We start from the raw sequence: 19,125 nt of genomic DNA on the forward strand, positions 1-19,125 counted from the left end.
CGGGGCAAGAACATCCGCATCCGCCTTCCCTTCTTAAATGACATAATTGCAAAGGTGCGCCACAGGAATTGACTTGCCTTCGTCGGGGCATGGCGTCATGGAGAGACACCGCACACAAAATCGTGATCGCATGACCGCCACGCCTGCCGCCCGATCGTCCGAAATCCGCGCCCTCACGGGTTTGCGCGGCGTCGCGGCCCTGTTCGTCGTGCTCTACCACGCCACTGGCTATTTTCGCTTTCCCGATCCGTGGCAGCACTATGTGCGGCATGGCTATATTTCGGTCGATCTGTTCTTTGTCCTGTCCGGCTTCGTCATGGCCATGACCTATGGCAAGCTGTTCGACGCAGGCTTTCAATGGCCGAACTTCCGCAAGTTCATTCTGATGCGTGTGGCGCGCGTCTGGCCGCTGTTTGCGCTGATGACGCTGATCACCGCCGCCCTGATCCCGACTGTTCTGGGCACGCGTTACTATGCCGAAGACGTCTGGCACGGCCTGTTGCCCAACCTGACCATGACTCAGGCCTGGGGGCTGGCCAATTCCATCGTCCGCCCGTCTTGGTCGATCTCGACCGAATGGGCGGCCTATCTGGTTTTTCCACTGCTGGTGATTGCGGCCCTCAAAGGCTCGTGGCAACGCGCACTTTTGTGGACCGGGCTGGCCGCCGGTCTGCTGGCCTTTGTCGCCTATGGCCCCCTGTGGTTCGGGCAGACGATTCGCCGCTCAGGCCCGCTCGACATCGCCGCCTCCTACGCCAGCGGCACCCTGCTGCGCTGCCTGTTGAGCTTCTTTATTGGTATGGTGGCCTATCGTTTCCGCGCTCTGGTGCCGACACGCGCCGCGGTTCTCTTTTTGGTGGCGTCGCTCCTGCTGATCGCCTGGCGCCCGTCGGACCTCATTCTGGTGGGTCTGTTTACCGGGCTGATCATGGCCCTGTCCGACGATGAAGGCCCGGTGGCCAGAATGTTGTCGTGGCGACCGATCTATCTGATCGGCGTGTGGTCCTACGCCATCTATCTGATCCACGACGTGGTGCTGTTTGGCACCTTCCGCACCCTGCCAAAATTTGACCTGAGCCTGCCGGGGGAGCGCGTCCACTGGCTGATGGCAGCGATTGCCATCACGGTCGTGCTGTCCGCACTGGCCCATTACGGCTTTGAGAAGCCTTCACGCGACGGGCTGCGCCGCCTGATCAGCCGATGGACGGCCCGCAAACCGGAGCTGCACGCCGTCGCCGGTGACCTGCCGGCTGAACCCTCTCCTACCACAGCGGGTCCGGCGGCAGACCTTGCAGAGCTTCCTGTATCCGCCGCAAAGAGCCGCCGTTGATATTGTCCGGCAGGGCGTCGATATCGAAGAAATCGACATTCTTGATTTCCCCCTGCGAGGTCAGTTCACCGCGCTCGAAGCGGTCAATGCGATAGAGCAGCACGTGATCGCCGGGGAAGAAGCATTCATTGGAATGGATCGACAGAAGGCGCGGTGTTTCGTGGGTAATAACTCCCGCCTCTTCGCGCAGTTCACGCACCACGGCGTCGCCCGCCGCCTCAAAGGCATCGACGCCACCACCGGGCAGCCACCAGCCTTCGAGATAGGTATGCTCGATCAGCAGAACGCGACGCTCATCCTCTACCACAAGGCCGCGCACACCCAGAGTCTTGCCCCGCGTCATGCGCGAATGAGCAAAGAACAGCGGCCGGGTGTACGGCTCGACAAGGCGCTTCCAGTCTTCCATGATTATAAAAATAAGATAAATAACGCTGTGCGCAAGCCTTGCGCCGGGTTTTTCTCGCTGCGCCGCGCAACAAGGCTTGAGTTCGCCGTAAGAGGCGCTTAATCAGATAAAAACAGGACTGACCGGGAGATTTCACATGCTGGCCATCGGCATTTTTGCGGGCTTCATCGCCTTCTATTTCATCGTCAACTATATCGACTTTGGCCGTATTGACTAAACCGGCTCCCAAAATCGCTCTGGTCACCGGTGCGGCCAAACGCATCGGCAGGGCCGTAGCCTTTGCGCTGGCGAAACGCGGCTACGATATTGGCGTCCATTACGGCACTTCCGCAACCGATGCGCAGGCCTTGGTTGAGCAGTTACGCGCGTCTGGCGTGCGGGCAGAAGCGCTTCAGGCCGACCTGTCGGACGCCGACAGCGTCAAGGCGCTCATTCCCGCGACCGTGGCCGCTCTGGGTCCTCTGAGCCTGCTGATCAACAATGCCTCTGTCTTTTACGATGACCGCGCCGGGACGCTGACGGTGGCGCGCTGGCACGCCCATATGAACACCAATCTGCTGGCCCCTGTGCTGCTGGCGCAGGGTTTTGCGGCGCAAGGCGCTCTGCCGGACGGCGCGGCTATCGTCAATTTGATCGACCAGCGGGTGCTGAAACCCTCCCCGCCATTCTTCTCCTACGGTTTGTCAAAGGCCGGGCTGTGGCACGCTACGCGCACCCTGGCGCAGGAACTGGCCCCGCGTATCCGCGTCAACGCCGTCGGGCCGGGTCCTACCCTGCCCTCCATTCACCAGACCGAAGCCGATTTCGAGGCCGAGGCCGCTTCGACCCTGCTGCAAAAGCGGGTCACGCCGGAAGAGATCGCCGAGGCCGTGGTGTTTCTGGCCGAAGCCCCTTCGGTGACCGGTCAGATGATCTGCGTCGATTCGGGCCAGCATCTGGGCTGGAAGACGCCGGATATGGAAGGGTTGTAGCTCTCCTTACACCTCCCCGCCATAGGCAGGGAGGTGTAATTTTGCGTGCTTACTTCGTGCGTTCGACGCTGTAATCGGCCAGCGCTTCCAGTGCTGTGCGCCAGTCCGAGGCTTCAAAGCCTTTCAACGCATCCTTGGCCTTTTGCGCATAATGGCGAGCCGTCTCGATCGTCTTGGCCATCGCTCCTGATTCGACGATCAGGGCCTGAGCTTGGGCCAGATCGCCGTCGGTCTGCTCGCGCATAGACACGGTGCGGTGCCAGAAATCAGCCGCTTGCGGTGTCGCCTTGACGGCCAAAATCAATGGCAAGGTTGCCTTACCCTCAGCAAAATCGTCACCGGCATTCTTGCCGAGGCTCTGGGCCGTGCCGCCGTAGTCGAGCGCGTCGTCCTGAATCTGAAAGGCCAGACCGAGGTTCAGACCATAGTCACGCAAGGCCTGCTGGCGGGCCGGGGATGCCCCCGCCGCCACGGCACCGCTTTCCGACGCTGCGGCAAACAAAGCCGCCGTCTTGGCCGAGATAATGTCGATATAGGTCTCTTCGGTCAGATTGACGTCATAGGCCTTCATCAGTTGCAGGACCTCGCCTTCGGCGATGACCCCCGACGCCTTGGACAGGATGCCCAGCGCCTGAAGCGAGTCGGTTTCGACCATCAGCTCAAAGGCCCGCGCAAACAGAAAATCCCCAACCAGCACCGAAGACGGCGCGCCCCAGATCAGATGCGCCGCCACCTTGCCCCGGCGCAACTGGCTGGAATCGACCACGTCGTCGTGCAGCAGGGTAGCCGTGTGGATAAATTCGACAGCCGCCGACAGCTTCTGGTGGTGAACAGTCGTCGTCCCGACCAGACGCGCCGCCGCAACGCACAGCAACGGACGCAACCGTTTGCCGCCGGCGCTGATCAGATGTTCGGCCAAGGCCGGAATCACCGCGACATCACTTTGCATACGCTCGGTGATGATGGCGTTGACCGCCGCCATGTCGTCGGCGCACAGACGCACCAGCGCCTCTACATCCGCCTTACCCGCCGTCTCAGCGGGGGTGGATTTGTGCGTTTTCTCGATATTGGCCGTATCCAAAACCCACTACTCCGGCACACTTGGAAAGTGTTAAACCCCTTAAACTTCCTTTACGGCTTAGTCCATGCCCCGCGCGGCGAGTTTGTGCTATATCCCGATAAAATTGCTACAGTCCCGGATACACACCCCTTGCCAGAGACCGCCTTCTCCCCCCCTGCCGATGCGATGCCGACCACCCTGCTGGGGGGGCGGGTGCGGCTGTGGCAACCGACGAAGGGCTATCGAATCGGTATGGACGGCGCCCTGCTGGCGGCGGGTGCGGCGGGTATTCTGGCTGAGCGCGCCGAACGAGCCGTGAGCGCTTTAGAGTTAGGCTGCGGTGTGGGGGGCGTCATTTTGTCGCTGGCGGCGCGCTGCCCGCAGGTGCGCGCCGTGGGTATAGAGCGCGACGCGGCGACCTTTGCCCTGACCCAGGTCAATCTGGCTCAGGCGGGCGGTGACCATCGTGTGATTCACGGCGATATTGGTACCGGCTATCGCGCTTTTGATCTGCCGCGCTTTGACCTTGTCCTGAGCAATCCGCCCTATTTCGACGACCCGGAAACGCTGCGCGCCCCGCATGAGCTAAAGCGTCCGGCGTGGATCGCCGATGACGGGCTTCAGGCGTGGCTCGACTTTGCGCAGGCCGCCGTGGTCGATGGCGGGGAGATTGTGTTCATCCACCGCGCCGACCGGCTGGGGGATATCTTGGGCGGCCTGCCGAAATGCGGTTCGTTTGTCATCCGCCCCATCCAGCCCTTTTTCGATAAGGAGGCCAAGCGCGTACTGGTGCGCGCCAAACGGCTGGGCAAGGCCCCTTTGCGTCTCCTGCCGCCGCTGATCCTTCACGACGAAGGCGAGCGTAAACACACACATGAGGTCGAGGCGATCCTGCGCGGCGAGGCCGAGCTAGGATGGAGATGAATGTGTGCCGATAATCAGCTTTTGCCTCACTTCTTCCTCGTGAGGCAAAAACCAGACAACACGTCCCCTGTTAGACTCATGAACGAAATCACGTAGCGCTGTGCTGCTTTCAACTGCCTTAGAAATATCACCAAGGAAAACGAGCCTGATCTGGTAGTTGACAAATTTCTGGATCACCTCTCCCGCCAGCTTCGTGCGCAATTGAAGAAAATCCGGGCCAAGACGGCTCACCGGAATGACCGCAGTCTCTGCATTTTGCCCCCAGACCTCGCCGATAAAATCATTCGCATCGGCGGGCTTACTCAGGACTGATCCTTGGGGATTGAAGAACAGGACGGTCCGACCCGCTATAATTTCCGTTCGATCTCTCATGACCGCAATTTAGCAAAGAGAAGACCCGGCCGCAAACCTGTGGCGGGGTCGTTGCCTCCTGCTAAAGGAAGAGTGCCATTTTTACTCCCTACCGCATCGCTTCCTGAGCTCTGCCTTGCCCGGCTCAGTTCACCGTTGGCTTGCCGATCACCAGATGATCGCCGTCAAAGCTGACGCTGATCACGTCGCCATCGGCGAACTCACCCACAAGGATGCGTTTGGCGATGGCATCGACCAGTTGCTTCTGGATCACCCGCTTCAAAGGCCTGGCACCATAGGCCGGTTCGTAGCCCAGTTCGGCGAGGTGGTTGAGCGCTGCGTCGTCGATGGCGAGGGTCATCTGACGATCCTTCAGCAGCTTTTCCAGACCCTTGAGCTGGATACGCACGATATTGCCCATCTGCGCCCGGCCGAGGCGGTGGAAGAGGATGGTTTCGTCGATGCGGTTGAGGAATTCCGGCCGGAAGTGGCGTTTGACCTCATCCATGACCAGGCCGCGCACCATCTCCACATCCTGACCGTCCTCCATATTGACGAGATACTGCGAGCCGAGGTTCGAGGTCATGACGATCAGGGTGTTGCGGAAATCGACCACACGCCCCTGCCCGTCCGTCAGCCGGCCGTCGTCCAGCACCTGAAGGAGGACGTTGAACACGTCCGGATGCGCCTTTTCGACTTCGTCAAACAGCACGACCTGATAGGGCCGACGGCGCACGGCTTCGGTCAGCGCCCCGCCCTCGTCATAGCCGACATAGCCTGGAGGCGCGCCGATCATGCGTGAGACCGCATGCTTTTCCATATATTCGGACATGTCGAGGCGCGTAATGGCGGTCTCGTCATCGAACAGGAATTCGGCCAAAGCCTTGTTCAACTCGGTCTTGCCAACGCCCGTAGGCCCCAGAAACAGGAAGGAGCCGATGGGACGGTTGGGGTCTTTGAGCCCCGCCCGCGCCCGGCGCACGGCATCGGACACGGCCTCAAGGGCCTCGTCCTGACCGACGACCCGCTTGCGCAGTTCGTCCTCCATGCGCAGCAGCTTGTCGCGCTCGCCTTCCAGCATCTTGTCCACCGGAATACCGGTCCAGCGTGACACCACCTGAGCGATCTGCGCCGAATCGACGACTTCCGGCGTCAGCGGTGCCTCTTCCGATTTGGTTTCAGCCTCGGCAACCCATTTTTCCAGTTGCGGAATCTGGCCATAGAGGATTTCCGACGCCCGTTGGAGATCGCCCGAACGCTGCGCCGACTGAAGCTCGATACGCGCGCGGTCCAGCGCTTCGCGGGCGCGCGAAGCGGCCCCGACCTTGTCCTTTTCCGACTGCCAGCGGGCGGTCAGTTGCGCCGACTTGCCCTCCAGATCGCCCAGTTCCTCATTGAGCTTTTCCAGGCGTGTTTTTGAGCCCTGATCGCTTTCCTTCTGCAAGGCCTCACGTTCGATCTTGAGCTGGACGATGCGACGATCCAGTTCATCGAGCTCTTCCGGCTTGGAATCGACGGCCATACGCACGCGCGAACCGGCCTCGTCGATCAGGTCGATGGCCTTGTCCGGCAGGAAGCGGTCGGCAATGTAGCGGTTCGACAGGGTGGCCGCCGCCACGATGGCGCTGTCGGAAATCTTGACGCCGTGGTGGACCTCGTACTTTTCTTTCAGGCCGCGCAGGATCGAAATGGTGTCTTCGACCGTCGGCTCCTGCACAAAGACCGGCTGAAAGCGCCGGGCCAGAGCCGGGTCCTTTTCGACGTGCTTCTGGTACTCATCGAGCGTCGTGGCACCCACGCAATGCAGTTCACCGCGCGCCAGGGCGGGCTTGAGCAGGTTCGAAGCGTCCATCGCTCCGTCCGACTTGCCTGCGCCCACCAGGGTGTGCATTTCGTCGATAAACAGCACGATCTGGCCTTCGGCCTGCGTGACTTCGTTGAGAACGGCCTTCAGCCGCTCCTCGAACTCACCGCGGTACTTGGCCCCGGCGATCAGCGCGCCCATGTCGAGCGACAAAAGCTTCTTGTCTTTCAGTGACTCCGGCACGTCGCCATTGACGATGCGCTGGGCCAGCCCTTCGACAATGGCGGTCTTACCCACGCCGGGCTCACCGATCAGGACGGGGTTGTTTTTGGTGCGGCGGGCCAGCACCTGAATGGTACGACGGATTTCCTCGTCTCGTCCGATGACCGGGTCGATCTTGCCATCCAGCGCCGCCTGCGTGAGGTCACGCGCATATTTGTTGAGCGCATCGAACCCGGCCTCGGCATTGGCGGAGTTGGCGGGCTTGCCCTTGCGAAATTCCTTCTGCGCATCCTTGAGTGCCCCCAGAGACGTGCCCGCCGCCTTCAGCAGAGCCGCCCCGTCGCTGTTGTTCAGCGCGGCGACCAGCAGACGGTCAGCCGTGATGAAGGCATCGCCCGCCTTATTGGCGTCGTTTTCCGCTTCGGTGAAGGCATTGGCGGTATCATTGTGCATGTAAAGCTGTTGCGTGCCACCGGTGACGGACGGCAGTTTATTCAGCGTCGTATCGACCGCACCGACAAAGGCTTCCGGGCGTCCACCTGCGCGCTCGATCAAAGGCCGCGCCACGGACTCGCGGTCCTCGGTCAGCGCCTTAAGCAGATGCAGGGGGGTGAAATACTGGTGGTTGCGGCTTTGGGCAATGGCCTGTGCGCTTTGGATAAGCTTCTGAGTTTTCTCAGAGTATTTTTCGATATTCATCGTCTGGCTTCCCCTTTAGAGGCGGATGGATGTGATCGGCCCTTCGACGGAAGCAACCGCTCATGCCCTCCGATATGGTGTGATCTTCGCGCCACACAAGGGGGATACACAGGGGAATTATTGTCGCAGCTAAAGCCGGATCACATAGGTCTTCAACGTGGTCTCGAGCACCTCCCACACGCCGGTGAAGCCCGGCGGGATGACGAAGCGCGTCCCGGCCTCCAGCCGCAGCGGGGCCTTGCCGTCCTCGTGCAGGATCGAGACGCCTTCGAGGATTTCGCAATATTCCCATTCGTCATAGACGACGCGCCACGCGCCCGGCGTCGCCTGCCAGAAGCCGGCATATGTCTTTTCATCCTCGGAGGTGTCAAGGTTCCACGTCAGAAAGCGCGGATCACCGGACACAACGCGCTCTGCAGCTGGCGCGCCGGTTTCAGGCTCAGGCAGGGCATTACGATCGAACAGAATCAAAGACACGCACACCTCCGAAACAAAACCGGCCCCGATTAAACATCGGAGCCGGTTTCAATTCCATAGAATTAAGCCGAAAGCCTATTTCGGGGCCAAAATCATGATCATCTGGCGGCCTTCCATCTTGGGCTCATATTCCACCTTGGTGGTCGCCTCGAAGTCGGCCTTGACCTGATTGAGCAGCTTCATACCCAGTTCCGGGTGGGCCATTTCGCGGCCACGGAAGCGCAGCGTCACCTTGACCTTATCGCCTTCTTCGAAGAAGCGCGTCATGGCCTTGGCCTTCACCTCATAATCGTGCTTGTCGATATTGGGGCGAAGCTTGATTTCCTTGATTTCGACGACCTTCTGCTTCTTGCGGGCTTCGGCCTTCTTCTTCTGTTCCTGGAAGCGGTACTTGCCGTAGTCGAGAATCTTGCAGACGGGGGGATCGGCGGTCGGGGAGACTTCGACCAGATCAAGACCGGCTTCCTCGGCGGCTTCGAGCGCGGCGGAAGTCGGCATGATGCCCTGTTTCTCACCGTTCTGGTCGATCAAAAGGACGCGCGGAACCTTGATGTCCTGATTGATACGGGGGCCGTCTTTCGCGGGCGGAGCTTGCATTGGGCGACGAATAGGGATGTCTCCATGGACTGTTTAAACGGACCGGACTCACCTGTCCGGGATCGGGGCCTAATTATAGGAAGGGCCTAGGCGTGATCAATCCCCTTTATGGCGCACAAGGGGTTAATTTTTCAGCCCGTTGTCCCCTCGCCTCACGTAAGCAGAGAGCGGTATATATCAAGGGTTGCCGCGCACATGGTTTCCAGGCTGAAACGCTCATGCACCCGCGCCCGACCGGCAGCCCCCATGACGGCGCGTGCCGGGGCGGAGGTCAGGGCCGCCACACGCATGGCGTCGGCCCAGGCCGTGACACCGCCGGGCGTCACCAGCCAGCCGCTCACCGCGTCTTCGACCGTTTCCGCCGTCGCGCCGTGTTTAGCCGCCAGCACCGGGCGGCCCATAGCCTGCGGCTCGACCGCCGTGCGCCCGAAGGCCTCAGGTTCCAAAGACGGCGCCAGTGCGAAATCGCACAGGCTGTAGGCGGCGGGCATGTCGGAACAGTGCCCCACGATCTTTACCTGTGCCTCAAGTCCTAGATCGGCGGCCAGCGCGCGCAATTCTTGTGTATAGTCGCTGCGCCCCTGATCGTCGCCGGCAAGGATCAGTTGCACATCGCTGCGCTCCAGACCCTTCAACGCCTCTATGACGAGCGTTTGCCCCTTCCAGCGTGTGAGGCGTCCGGCCAGCAGGAACCGAGTGCGGCCATCACCACGGTCAATACCCCAGCCTTGCGCCAGGTTATCCTTGCGCGCCTCATCGACCGCACCCGGATCAAACTTTTTGAGGTCCACACCGCGCGGTACGGCGATGACCTTTGCCGGGTCGAGGTCGTATTCGCGCAGCACGTGGTCGCGCGTGTAGTCCGAATTGGCGATGACCACGTCCGCCGTGGTCATGCGCCCGTTGTACCAGCGCTTGAACGCCGACCCGGCCTTGTAGATACCGTGATAGGTGGTGACGGTCTTCACGCCTTCGGCCTTCGCGGCGGGCAGCACCGACAGCGCCGGGGCGCGCGAACGCACATGCACGATGTCCGGCTTCTCTTTGCGGATCAGCGCCCGCAGCGCGTAGTAGTTCTTGAACTGCACATAGGGGTTTTTGGAATGCACGGGCAGGAGCACAACCACCGCGCCGATCTGTTTCAGATAGCCCTCAAGCCGTCCACCCTTTGAGACCACTATGGCCCGCCCCCCGGCCTCGATCACCGCGCGCGCCACATCCACCACGGTCTGTTCCACGCCGCCGGTATCCAGCTCCGGCACGACTTGCATCACGGTATAGGGGAAGGATAAAGGAGAGGATATTGGGGGCATAAGCGCTTGTTCGAGAGGCTCCGGGCAATTAAGGCTTATGCGCATGAGCACCGAGCCAAATCAAGACAGCACGCAGTTTCTCAACGACTCCCTCGCCTACCGCCACGTCAAAGGCGAAGGGCCAACGGTCCTGTGGCTGGGCGGCTTTAAATCGGACATGACCGGTTCAAAAGCCGAAGCGCTGGCGCAAACAGCCCGCACCGAAGGCTGGGATTTCCTGCGATTTGACTATACCGCGCACGGCGAAAGCCCCGGTCGCTGGGAAGAGGCCCGCGTCGGCCAGTGGCGGCAGAATGTGCATGACGTTGTCGATCACCTGACCGCCGGACCTCTGCTGATCATCGGCTCCAGCATGGGCGGCTGGATGGCGTCGTTGCTGATGCGCGACCGTCCGGAACGGGTGAAGGCCGCCGTCCTGATCGCTCCCGCCCCCGATTTTACCACCGAACTCATGCTGCCGTCCCTGTCGCCCGAAGACCGGCGGTCGCTGGAGATTTCCGGTTTTTTTCATCTGCGCGGCTACGACTACGACGTGCCCATGTCGCAGGCCTTTTTCGATGAGGCACTCGACCACCGGGTGCTGGATCAGCCACTTGTCTTCGACGGCCCGGTGCGCATCCTGCACGGCCTTGCGGACGAGGTGGTGCCGTGGCCGCACGGCCTGAGACTGGCGCAGCACATATCGTCAAAAGACGTGACGCTGGAACTGATCAAGGGCGGTGATCACCGCCTGTCCAGCCCGGCCGATCTGCGGCGGCTGATCGATACGGTGCGTGCCCTGCGCCCCCTTGCCAAACCGTAAAATTTGATACCAGATATGGCGAACCGGAGTTCGCCCATGCACCGCCGATCCTTCTTTGCCGCCCTGCCCGCCCTCGCCGCCAGTCCGGCTCTGGCGCTGGACCCACTGCACGGCGGCGACCGCATCACCGGAGCCAAATTCGCCGGGCGTTCGACCGTCTGGGGCACGCAAGGGGCCGCCGCCACGGCGCACCCGCTGGCCAGCCTGATTGGTATAGATATCCTGCGTCAGGGCGGATCGGCCATCGACGCCGCCATCGCCATCAATGCGGCGCTCGGCTTCCTTGAGCCTATTGCCTGCGGCATAGGCGGGGATGCCTATGTGATGCTGTGGGACCCGGCGCAGAAGACGGTGGTGGGCTTTAACGGATCGGGCCGCTCGCCCAAGGGCATGAGCCTCGACTATGTCCGCTCAAAAGCCAAGAACGGCCACATCCCGTCGTGGGGCAGCGTGTCGGTCTCCGTGCCCGGCGCGGTGGACACCTGGGGGCAGATGCACGCCCGCTATGGCAAGCTGAAATTCGCCGATGTGCTGGCGCCGGCCATCGCCCTGTGCGAACGCGGTGTGCCGGTGGCCCAGACCATCGCCTTTTATCTCAACGCCAGCTACCGGCGCTTTACCAACCCCGACGCAGGCATTGAGGAGGTGCAGAACTTCCTGAAGGTTTACGCGCCGAACGGGCGCACCCCGCGCGAAGGCGAAATCTTCCGCAACCCGGACCTTGGCCGCACCTATCGCTATATCGCCGAAAACGGCGCGCGCAGCTTCTATGAAGGGCAGATCGCCGACACCATCGACGCCTATTTCCGCCGCATCGGCGGGCACCTGCGCAAATCAGACCTGATGGCGCATCACGGTGAAGACACGACACCGCTGAAAACCACCTATCGCGGCGTCGAGGTGCTGGGGCTGGGGGCCAATACGCAAGGCCTGTCCACGCTTCAGATGATGAACATTCTGGAGACCTTTGATCTGAAAGGCATGGGGTTTCAGACCACCGCCTCGCTGCACACCCAGATCGAGGCCAAGCGTCTGCCCTTTGAGGACCGGGCCAAATTCTTTGGCGATCCCGCCTTCTCGAAAATCCCGGTCGAGGCCCTGTTGTCCAAGGCCTATGCGCAGGAACAGGCGGCGAAAATCCGTCCCGATGCCATCCTGCCGCGCGTCGTGCCCTATGAGGCCCCGGCACGCGGCGACACCACCTATTTCACCGTTTCGGACAAAGACGGCATGATGGTGAGCTGGATTCAGTCCAACTATCGCGGCATGGGGTCAGGCCTGATTCCCGACGGTCTGGGCTTTATGCTTCAGGACCGCGGCGAACTGTTCTCGCTGCGCGACGGCTCGCCCAATGTCTATGCGCCGGGCAAACGACCGTTCCACACCATCATCCCCGGCTTTGCCTGCAAGGACGGCCAGCCGTGGCTCAGCTTCGGCGTCATGGGTGGCGATATGCAGCCGCAGGGTCAGGCGCAGATTCTAGTCAACCTGATCGACTACGGGCTGGGCTTACAGGAGGCGGGCGATGCCCCGCGCTGGCACCACGAAGGCTCATCCGAACCCACCGGGGAAGCGGCGGAAGGCACCGGGACGCTCAATCTCGAAAGCGGCGTGCCGCCGGAAACGCGTGCCGGTCTCGAAAAACTCGGCTGGTCTATCAAGCCGTCGCCCGGCAATTATGGCGGCTATCAGGCCATCGTGACGCAGGCCGATCCTTTGGGCCGTGCCTACGGGGCGGCCACCGAAATGCGTAAGGATGGTCTAGCTCTGGCCTATTAAGCGCAATCCGATAAAGTGGGCACCACTTTACGGAAAAATTGCGCGACAAACAAAAATTTAGTGCGGAATGACGGAGACATTCCGCACTAAGCGTTGGACTTCGCGGAGACCTTCGCGATAGGTCGGAAATTGCGGTCGCCAGCCTAGTTCGGCCTTGGCCAGGGCATTGGAAACGCGCTTGTTTTCGGCATAGAAGCGCCGCATGCCGGGACTCAGGTCAGGCGCGTCAAACGGGATTTCGGGTGGCACCGCGAAGCCAAAGGTCTGGGCCGCCCACACCAGCACGGCATCCGCCGGGGCTGGCTCATCGTCGCACAGATTATAGACCGCCCCGGCGCGCCGACGCTCGGCGCTACGTATCAGGGCGTCGGCGCAGTCGGTATCATAAAGGCGCGAAAAGACCTGACCCGGCTTATGGATGCGTCGCGCCGTCCCGTCACGCAGACGTTGGATCACGCTGCGGCCCACGCCATACAGGCCGGGCAGACGGAATACCGCCACATCATGCTGACTGCTGAAGGACTGCCACTGGGTTTCGGCCTGCACGCGGCGGCGGCCTTCGGTGGACAGGGGTGTGAGGGCCTGATCCTCAAAGGCCCAGCCGCCGCCCCGATCGCCATAGACCCCGGTGGTCGAAAGATAGCCCAGCCATTTGCGCGGCGCATCATGCAGGGCCGCACTCAACGCTCCAAAGGCCGGACAACCAGCGTCATCCGGTGCGGACGTAATCAGGATAAGGTCAGCGGCTGCCGCGAAATCGCTCAGTTGCGGGCTCAGTGGGTCCACGGCGTCGATCCCCTGCCCGGCCAGCCACGTTCGCTTTTCCGCCGTGCGGGCCGTAGCCGACACGCGGTAGCCGCGCGCCCGGCACAGATCGGCAAAGGCCGCGCCAATAAAGCCGTAGCCGAACACCAGAACGCGCGTCATGGGTTTTATTGTGCCGAAGCCGAAGCCGTCGAAGAGGCTGAGGCCTCAGTGGCCGCCTGTGCCTTGGCGGCACGCTCAGCGGCCTGCTCCGCCTTGCGCTTGGCGTCGCGCTCGGCCTTCTCGCGCTGAGCCCGCACCACATCGGGCAGCACGATGTCATGGCCGAACGGCGCCGGCGAGCGCGTCCCCAGCCCCTGCGGCCAGACAAGGCTGAGCGCAATCATCAAAAGGGCGACCACGGCCGCGCTGGTATAGAAGACCTTGTCATTCATGACCTAAGCTATACCCCTCCCTTGCGCGTTTGAGAACCCAAAATTGCTGCACTGCGTAAGCGCACAACCTCATTCCCAGAACTCTGGCGTTTCAGGCACCCGGTTAAAGGCGATCTTGGCGCCTACAAATTCATGCAGTTTGGGCTTTGGCCCGATGCTGATGCGATCCTTGCCGAAGCGCTGATTGAGGGCGTCCATCGCCTCCAGCAGGCGCATATGGCGCGGGTCTTCCGCCGCCGCCGGACTATAGCCAAACAGGTCAGGCGCCGTATCCGCCGGAATCAGGCGCAGACAGGTGACCGACACCTTCTTGATGCGCGTCTGGTTGAGGGTCCGCACGCAGACGTCCCACAACGCATCCGCTGCCTCCAGCATACGGAAACTGTCGGCCGTGGTCATAAACAGGCGCTCGGCCTGCGCTCGGCCCTCCTGTGTGCCACGGATAGACATGTGCAGGCCGCCGCACTTATAGCCCATGCGCCGCAGCCGCGACCCGCACTTGGCCGTCAGCCGGCGGGCCACGGCACGCGCAGCGTCCACAGGACGCAACTCAGCCGCCAGAACGTGCGAATGGCTGATGCTGCCGCGTTCGGTTTCGATCTCCGGCGGGTCGATGCCGTGCAGGGCGTACCAGAACTGATCCCCGCCGATACCGCCCCATAACTGACGCATCCGGCTGGCGCTGAGGTGCCAGAGCTGACGCGGATCGCTGATGCCGGCCTTATGCAGCCGCGCCTTCATCGCCGGGCCTATGCCGGGAAAATCGCCGATGTCGATGTCGAGCAAGGCCCCCGGCAACTGATCGCGGCGCAACACCGTCATCCCCAGCGGCTTTTGCATGTCCGCCGCCGTCTTGGCCAGCATCCGCGAGGGCGCCAGCCCGATCGAGGCCGTCAGACACTCGCCGATATTGGACAGGATGCGTCTCTGGATACGATGGCCCAAAGCGCGCGCCGCCGCCTCCACCGTCTCCGGCCCCATCAGGCGGCAGGCCACCTCATCAATCGAACAGACCTTTTCGACCGGGATGACGTGATCGACCTCCTCAAGGATGCGATGATGAATCCGTACATAGTCATCCGGACGCGCTTCGACGACGTGCAGGTTGGGACAGAGCTGCCGCGCCACAGCCACCGAAGTCCCCGTCTTGATCCCCAACTTCTTGGCTTCCTGACTGGCGGCAATGGCGCAGGTATAGTCACTCTTCACCGGCACCACGATCAGCGGCTGCCCGCGCATGTGCGGCCGCGCCTGCTGTTCGCAACTGGCGAAGAAGCTGTTCATGTCGAGATAGAGCCATTTCAGCCCACCCCCGTCGTCCCACTGTCTGGTCTGCGCCGCCTGCATAAAAAGAACATAACATGAACATATTGAGCGAGTCAAGACGCCCCTGTTTCAAAAACCGTGCGAAGGCGAAAGGCGGGGCTTTCGCACCTGCACCCAAATGCCCTATAGAAGGTCAATGTCAGTGACGAAGCCCCAGCCGCCCCGACCGGAACCGTCCGTCTCAGGGCCCGACGCCGAGACCGCCACCCCACCCGACACAAAAGGCGGCAAGCCGACGCTCAGACGCGCCATCATGGACAATGGCGCGCTCAGCGTCATGTTCGCTGTCGTCTTCATCAATCTCGTCGGGTTTGGCCTGCTGGTGCCCCTGATGCCCTTCTTCGCTCAGACGTTGAATGCCGGGCCGTGGCAGGTGACCCTGGTGTTCGCCGCCTATTCGCTGGGGCAGTTTTTTGCCGAACCCCTGTGGGGTAGCCTGTCCGACAAGTGGGGACGAAAGCCGGTTCTGCTGATCACCACCGCCTCCAACATCCTCTTTTATGTGCTGCTGGCCTTTGCGCCCAATGTGTGGTGGGCCATCGCGATCCGTTTCCTGAACGGCATAGGCTCCGGCAATGTGTCGTGCATCCAGTCCTATGTGTCGGACATGTCCGAACCGCATCAGCGGGCCGGCCGCATGAGCCTGATCGGCGCGGCCTTTTCGCTGGGATTCGTGATCGGCCCGGTCATGGGCGGGTTTCTGGCCCACGAAGAAGCCGGGGCCGCCGGATTCCGTCTGCCGCTGTTCCTCGCCGCAGGCCTTTCCGCCGTGGCGACGCTGGGCATTCTCTTCTATGTGCGCGAAAGCCGCGTGCGTACCCATGCGGCTCCGCAAAATTTCCGCGCCACCTTCGCCGAAGCTCGCCGCCATCCGATCATCAGCCGCCTGATCCTCTCGACCTTGTTCTACATGGCCGCACTGGCCGGGCTGGAGGCTACATTTGGCCTGTGGGCCAAGGCGCGCTACGACTGGGGTCCGCGTGAGGTCAGCCTGGTCTTCCTGTTTATCGGCGTTACCGCCGCCCTGATGCAGATGGTTTTTACCCGCCCGCTGGTGCGCCGGTATGGCGAAGCGCGCATACTGGTGCTGGGGCTGACCGTGTTCGGCATGGGCTTTTTCCTTCAGGGGATCAATCAGATTCCGTGGCTGGTTACGCCGCTGGTCATGCTGGCCGCTCTGGGGCAGGCGGTCATCTTCGCCTCGATCTCAGCTATCATCTCAAAATCGACGGCCACCGACCGTCAGGGGGCCATGCTGGGCCTCAATCAATCGACGGGGGCGATTGCGCGCATTGCCGGGCCGGTGGTGGCAGGCTTCCTGTTCAGTCAGATGGGGGCCGATGGCCCGCTGTGGTTTTGCGCCCTCATGTGCTTTACCGCCGCCCTGCTGGCCCTGCGTGTGTCGCAGGTCGAACGCCGGTTGAATGCCGGATAAGCTTTTAGCGGGTCGCGCATTTGATCCGAAAACCGGTACCCACTTCTCGGAATGCGCTTAGAAGATCAGAAACGCCGCCAGCGCCATACCGATGCTCAGGCCCACAATGATGTCGAGCGGACGCACCAGAGACGGTTTGAGCGGCTTGTCAGCGGTCTCCCGCCGAAAGGCGTAATTGTGTTTGATCGCCACGGTTATTGTCCCGAAATGAGTCAAGGCCCGCTGAGATCAGCAAGAGCCGTGCCTGCGTTTCGAAAAGAGGCACACAACCGCTCTTTTCAAAAAAATCACAAAATCAGGGGAAAACTTTTTAAAAGCGCTTGCGTTTAAAATTCCAAGAGACTAATTGTCCGGCCCTCGCCGCTGAGGCGGGAACACGAAATGGACACGCACTCGTAGCTCAGCTGGATAGAGCATCAGACTACGAATCTGAGGGTCAGGAGTTCGAATCTCTTCGAGTGCGCCATTCGTTTTAAAGACAGGCTCCCCACGGGGAGCCTTTTCTTTTGCGTATTTGCCCATTCCACAAAACAAAGCCCCGCCATTTCTGACGGGGCTTGTTCTGTTGGCAGTGTGGCCGCAATCAGGCCGCGCGGACCGTTTGCAGGAACTTGTCCATCTCGTGATGCAGGCGTTCAGCCTGGGTGGCCAGTTCAGCGGACGAGCTTTGTACCTGCACGGCGGCCTCCCCGGTCTGTTCCGCGGCCTGTGCGACACCCGACATGTTGGAGGTGACCTCCTGCGTGCCGACCGAGGCCTGATTGACCGCCTGAATGATCTCCTGCGTCGCCGCACTCTGTTGCTCGACCGCCGAAGCGATGGCCGTGCTGGAATGGTTGAGGCTCTGGATCGTCCCGGCGATGTTACGCATCGTCGTCGCCGCCCGGTTGGTGGCGTCCTGAATCTTGGCGATCTTTTCGGAGATGTCGGTCGTGGCCTTGGCGGTTTGCGAGGCCAGCGCTTTGACCTCAGCGGCCACTACCGCAAAGCCCTTACCCGCTTCACCGGCGCGCGCCGACTCGATGGTAGCGTTGAGCGCCAGCAGGTTGGTCTGGTTGGCCAGACCGGCGATCAGATCGACCACGCCCCCGATAGAGGCAGCGGTTTCGTTCAGTTCGCTGACCACGATCTGCGCTTCTTCGGCTTCCCGCACGGCATTGGCAGCGACCGAGGATGAGGTTTCGACCTGACGGCCGATTTCACCAACCGAAGCCCCCAGTTCCTCCGTAGAAGCGGCCACCGAGGTCACATTGGCCCCGGCCTCCTCAGCGGCGGCAGATACGGCGACCGACTGCGCCGAAGCCTCCTGCGCCGTGGCGCTCAGTTGCGCGGCAGCGGCCTGCATCTCGGTGGCCGCAGAGGACACCAGCGACACGATACCGCCCACCGACTTTTCGAAATCATCGGCCAGCTTGAGCATGGCCGTGCGGCGTTCGGCCTCGGCTATGGCCTTTTGCTGTTCGGCGGAGGCGCGCAGGGTTTCAGCCTCCATCAGGCCCTGACGGAAGGCTTCGGCGGTGCGCGACATCGAGCCGATCTCGTCGCGACGCTCCTGTCCGGGGATAACGACGTCGAGCTTGCCCTTGGCCATCTGACCCATCAGGCCATCGAGGCGAACCACAGGGGCCGAAATGCCGCTGCGCGTCAGCCATACGGCGAAGCTGCCGGCCACCAGCAGGCCGATAAGACCGATGATATTGGCATTGCGCACGGCATCATCGGCGCTTTTCTGAAGGCTGGCCGCCAAAGCGTTATTCTCTTCAATCGTGCGGTCCACGATTCCGGCAACGCCGGTCATGACCTCCAGCAGTTCAGGGCCACAGCCATTATCCATAGAGGCGATCGCGGCGTCTTTCTGACCGGCTTGCGCCAGGCTGACCACCTCGGCGCAGGCCGTGCTCATCACCGTATTGTATTTTTCGCGCAGGGGTTTGAACTCGGAGACCTTGCTGGGCAGGAACTTTTCGGCCTTGTCCATTTCGGCGTTGAACTTGGTCTTACCGTCTTCGATATCGTGCTGGGCCTTTTCCAATTTATCTGCGTCAGAGGCGATAACGGCCTTGAGGATCGAGCGCGAGGTCCACGCCGCGTGACGGCCGGAGCGCGCCAGCGCCACCGTACCCGGCGCCGGCCCGGTCAGGGCTTCGTCGTATTTGTCAATATTGCCCCCAGCGAGGCGTCGGTGTAGAGCACAGCCCCTACACCGACGATGGCGATCACTGCCAGAAGCACTATCACCTTGATTTGCATAGATAAGTTATTCAGCATTGGTGACCCCGATTATAGTTACGCTAATAAAACCGCGTTACAAGGAGTCGTCCGCTAAGGTTAACAAGTGGTAACAGGTGGCAGCGTTTCTCATAAAGACGCCTACTCAATTCATGCGATCAATTGGAAAGCCGACCACATTTCAAAGGACCGGCTCCCTCT

18 protein-coding genes and 1 tRNA gene are annotated in these 19,125 nt (G+C 61.6%); 7 read left to right on the forward strand and 12 right to left on the reverse strand.

Going from position 1 to position 19,125, the window contains the following annotated elements; translation table 11 throughout:
- Nucleotides 1–130 precede the first annotated feature (130 nt).
- Nucleotides 131–1,330, forward strand: coding sequence for an acyltransferase family protein (locus ACK8OE_RS01800; protein WP_410271142.1), 1,200 nt, complete (start codon nt 131–133; stop codon nt 1,328–1,330).
- Here ACK8OE_RS01800 and ACK8OE_RS01805 read toward each other — a convergent pair.
- Nucleotides 1,263–1,736: an NUDIX domain-containing protein gene (locus ACK8OE_RS01805; protein WP_410271143.1), complete on the reverse strand. Its 474-nt coding sequence runs from the start codon at nt 1,734–1,736 to the stop codon at nt 1,263–1,265. The two genes, ACK8OE_RS01800 and ACK8OE_RS01805, sit on opposite strands and share 68 nt — an antisense overlap.
- 209 nt (nt 1,737–1,945) lie before the next feature.
- On the opposite strand from ACK8OE_RS01805, the gene ACK8OE_RS01810 reads away from it, so the two are divergent.
- Nucleotides 1,946–2,707 carry an SDR family oxidoreductase gene (locus ACK8OE_RS01810; protein WP_410271144.1) on the forward strand — a complete coding sequence of 254 codons (762 nt, stop codon included), beginning with the start codon at nt 1,946–1,948 and terminating at the stop codon, nt 2,705–2,707.
- Between the two features lie 49 nt (nt 2,708–2,756).
- On the opposite strand, the gene ACK8OE_RS01815 is transcribed toward ACK8OE_RS01810, so the two are convergent.
- Nucleotides 2,757–3,788 (reverse strand): polyprenyl synthetase family protein, encoded by a 1,032-nt coding sequence (locus tag ACK8OE_RS01815; RefSeq protein WP_410271145.1) that lies wholly within the window; start codon nt 3,786–3,788, stop codon nt 2,757–2,759.
- A 165-nt stretch (nt 3,789–3,953) separates the two neighbouring features.
- Here ACK8OE_RS01815 and ACK8OE_RS01820 point away from each other — a divergent pair, with 165 nt between their 5' ends.
- A complete protein-coding gene (locus tag ACK8OE_RS01820) occupies nt 3,954–4,691 on the forward strand; it encodes a tRNA1(Val) (adenine(37)-N6)-methyltransferase (RefSeq protein WP_410271584.1) in 738 nt (245 codons plus the stop codon).
- Here ACK8OE_RS01820 and ACK8OE_RS01825 read toward each other — a convergent pair.
- From ACK8OE_RS01825 to ACK8OE_RS01845, 5 genes are all read right to left on the reverse strand, one after another.
- Nucleotides 4,677–5,063 carry a DUF4180 domain-containing protein gene (locus tag ACK8OE_RS01825; protein ID WP_410271146.1) on the reverse strand — a complete coding sequence of 129 codons (387 nt, stop codon included), beginning with the start codon at nt 5,061–5,063 and terminating at the stop codon, nt 4,677–4,679. The genes ACK8OE_RS01820 and ACK8OE_RS01825 overlap by 15 nt on opposite strands.
- 124 nt (nt 5,064–5,187) lie before the next feature.
- Entirely contained in the window at nt 5,188–7,767 is a 2,580-nt protein-coding gene (gene clpB / locus ACK8OE_RS01830) for an ATP-dependent chaperone ClpB (protein WP_410271147.1), read from the reverse strand.
- Nucleotides 7,768–7,896: 129 nt separating this feature from the next.
- Nucleotides 7,897–8,244: a cupin domain-containing protein gene (locus tag ACK8OE_RS01835; protein WP_410271148.1), complete on the reverse strand. Its 348-nt coding sequence runs from the start codon at nt 8,242–8,244 to the stop codon at nt 7,897–7,899.
- A 75-nt stretch (nt 8,245–8,319) separates the two neighbouring features.
- Nucleotides 8,320–8,841 (reverse strand): translation initiation factor IF-3, encoded by a 522-nt coding sequence (gene infC / locus ACK8OE_RS01840; protein WP_013479112.1) that lies wholly within the window; start codon nt 8,839–8,841, stop codon nt 8,320–8,322.
- Between the two features lie 152 nt (nt 8,842–8,993).
- Nucleotides 8,994–10,112 carry a glycosyltransferase family 4 protein gene (locus ACK8OE_RS01845; RefSeq protein WP_410271585.1) on the reverse strand — a complete coding sequence of 373 codons (1,119 nt, stop codon included), beginning with the start codon at nt 10,110–10,112 and terminating at the stop codon, nt 8,994–8,996.
- A gap of 85 nt (nt 10,113–10,197) precedes the next feature.
- Between ACK8OE_RS01845 and ACK8OE_RS01850 the strand changes: the two genes are divergently transcribed.
- Complete coding sequence (locus ACK8OE_RS01850) at nt 10,198–10,956, forward strand: alpha/beta hydrolase (RefSeq protein ID WP_410271149.1); 759 nt, start codon at nt 10,198–10,200, stop codon at nt 10,954–10,956.
- Between the two features lie 36 nt (nt 10,957–10,992).
- Nucleotides 10,993–12,735, forward strand: coding sequence for a gamma-glutamyltransferase family protein (locus ACK8OE_RS01855; RefSeq protein ID WP_410271150.1), 1,743 nt, complete (start codon nt 10,993–10,995; stop codon nt 12,733–12,735).
- A gap of 57 nt (nt 12,736–12,792) precedes the next feature.
- Here ACK8OE_RS01855 and ACK8OE_RS01860 read toward each other — a convergent pair whose 3' ends face one another.
- The 3 genes from ACK8OE_RS01860 to ACK8OE_RS01870 form a co-directional block, all read right to left on the reverse strand.
- A complete protein-coding gene (locus tag ACK8OE_RS01860) occupies nt 12,793–13,662 on the reverse strand; it encodes an SDR family NAD(P)-dependent oxidoreductase (RefSeq protein WP_410271151.1) in 870 nt (289 codons plus the stop codon).
- A 5-nt stretch (nt 13,663–13,667) separates the two neighbouring features.
- A complete protein-coding gene (locus tag ACK8OE_RS01865) occupies nt 13,668–13,934 on the reverse strand; it encodes a hypothetical protein (RefSeq protein ID WP_290794265.1) in 267 nt (88 codons plus the stop codon).
- Nucleotides 13,935–14,003: 69 nt separating this feature from the next.
- Complete coding sequence (locus ACK8OE_RS01870) at nt 14,004–15,281, reverse strand: Y-family DNA polymerase (RefSeq protein ID WP_410271152.1); 1,278 nt, start codon at nt 15,279–15,281, stop codon at nt 14,004–14,006.
- A gap of 115 nt (nt 15,282–15,396) precedes the next feature.
- On the opposite strand from ACK8OE_RS01870, the gene ACK8OE_RS01875 reads away from it, so the two are divergent.
- Nucleotides 15,397–16,695, forward strand: coding sequence for an MFS transporter (locus ACK8OE_RS01875; RefSeq protein ID WP_410271153.1), 1,299 nt, complete (start codon nt 15,397–15,399; stop codon nt 16,693–16,695).
- A 57-nt stretch (nt 16,696–16,752) separates the two neighbouring features.
- Here the strand turns inward: ACK8OE_RS01875 and ACK8OE_RS01880 are convergent, their stop codons facing one another.
- Nucleotides 16,753–16,887, reverse strand: a complete 135-nt coding sequence (locus tag ACK8OE_RS01880) for a hypothetical protein (protein ID WP_269471948.1) — start codon at nt 16,885–16,887, stop codon at nt 16,753–16,755.
- 197 nt (nt 16,888–17,084) lie between these two features.
- Here ACK8OE_RS01880 and ACK8OE_RS01885 point away from each other — a divergent pair.
- Nucleotides 17,085–17,161 (forward strand) — tRNA-Arg (locus ACK8OE_RS01885).
- A gap of 117 nt (nt 17,162–17,278) precedes the next feature.
- Here ACK8OE_RS01885 and ACK8OE_RS01890 read toward each other — a convergent pair.
- Nucleotides 17,279–18,811, reverse strand: coding sequence for a methyl-accepting chemotaxis protein (locus tag ACK8OE_RS01890; protein WP_410271154.1), 1,533 nt, complete (start codon nt 18,809–18,811; stop codon nt 17,279–17,281).
- Nucleotides 18,812–19,125 lie beyond the last annotated feature (314 nt).

Source organism: Asticcacaulis sp. W401b (assembly GCF_046503825.1).
Taxonomy (GTDB): Bacteria; Pseudomonadota; Alphaproteobacteria; order Caulobacterales; family Caulobacteraceae; genus Asticcacaulis.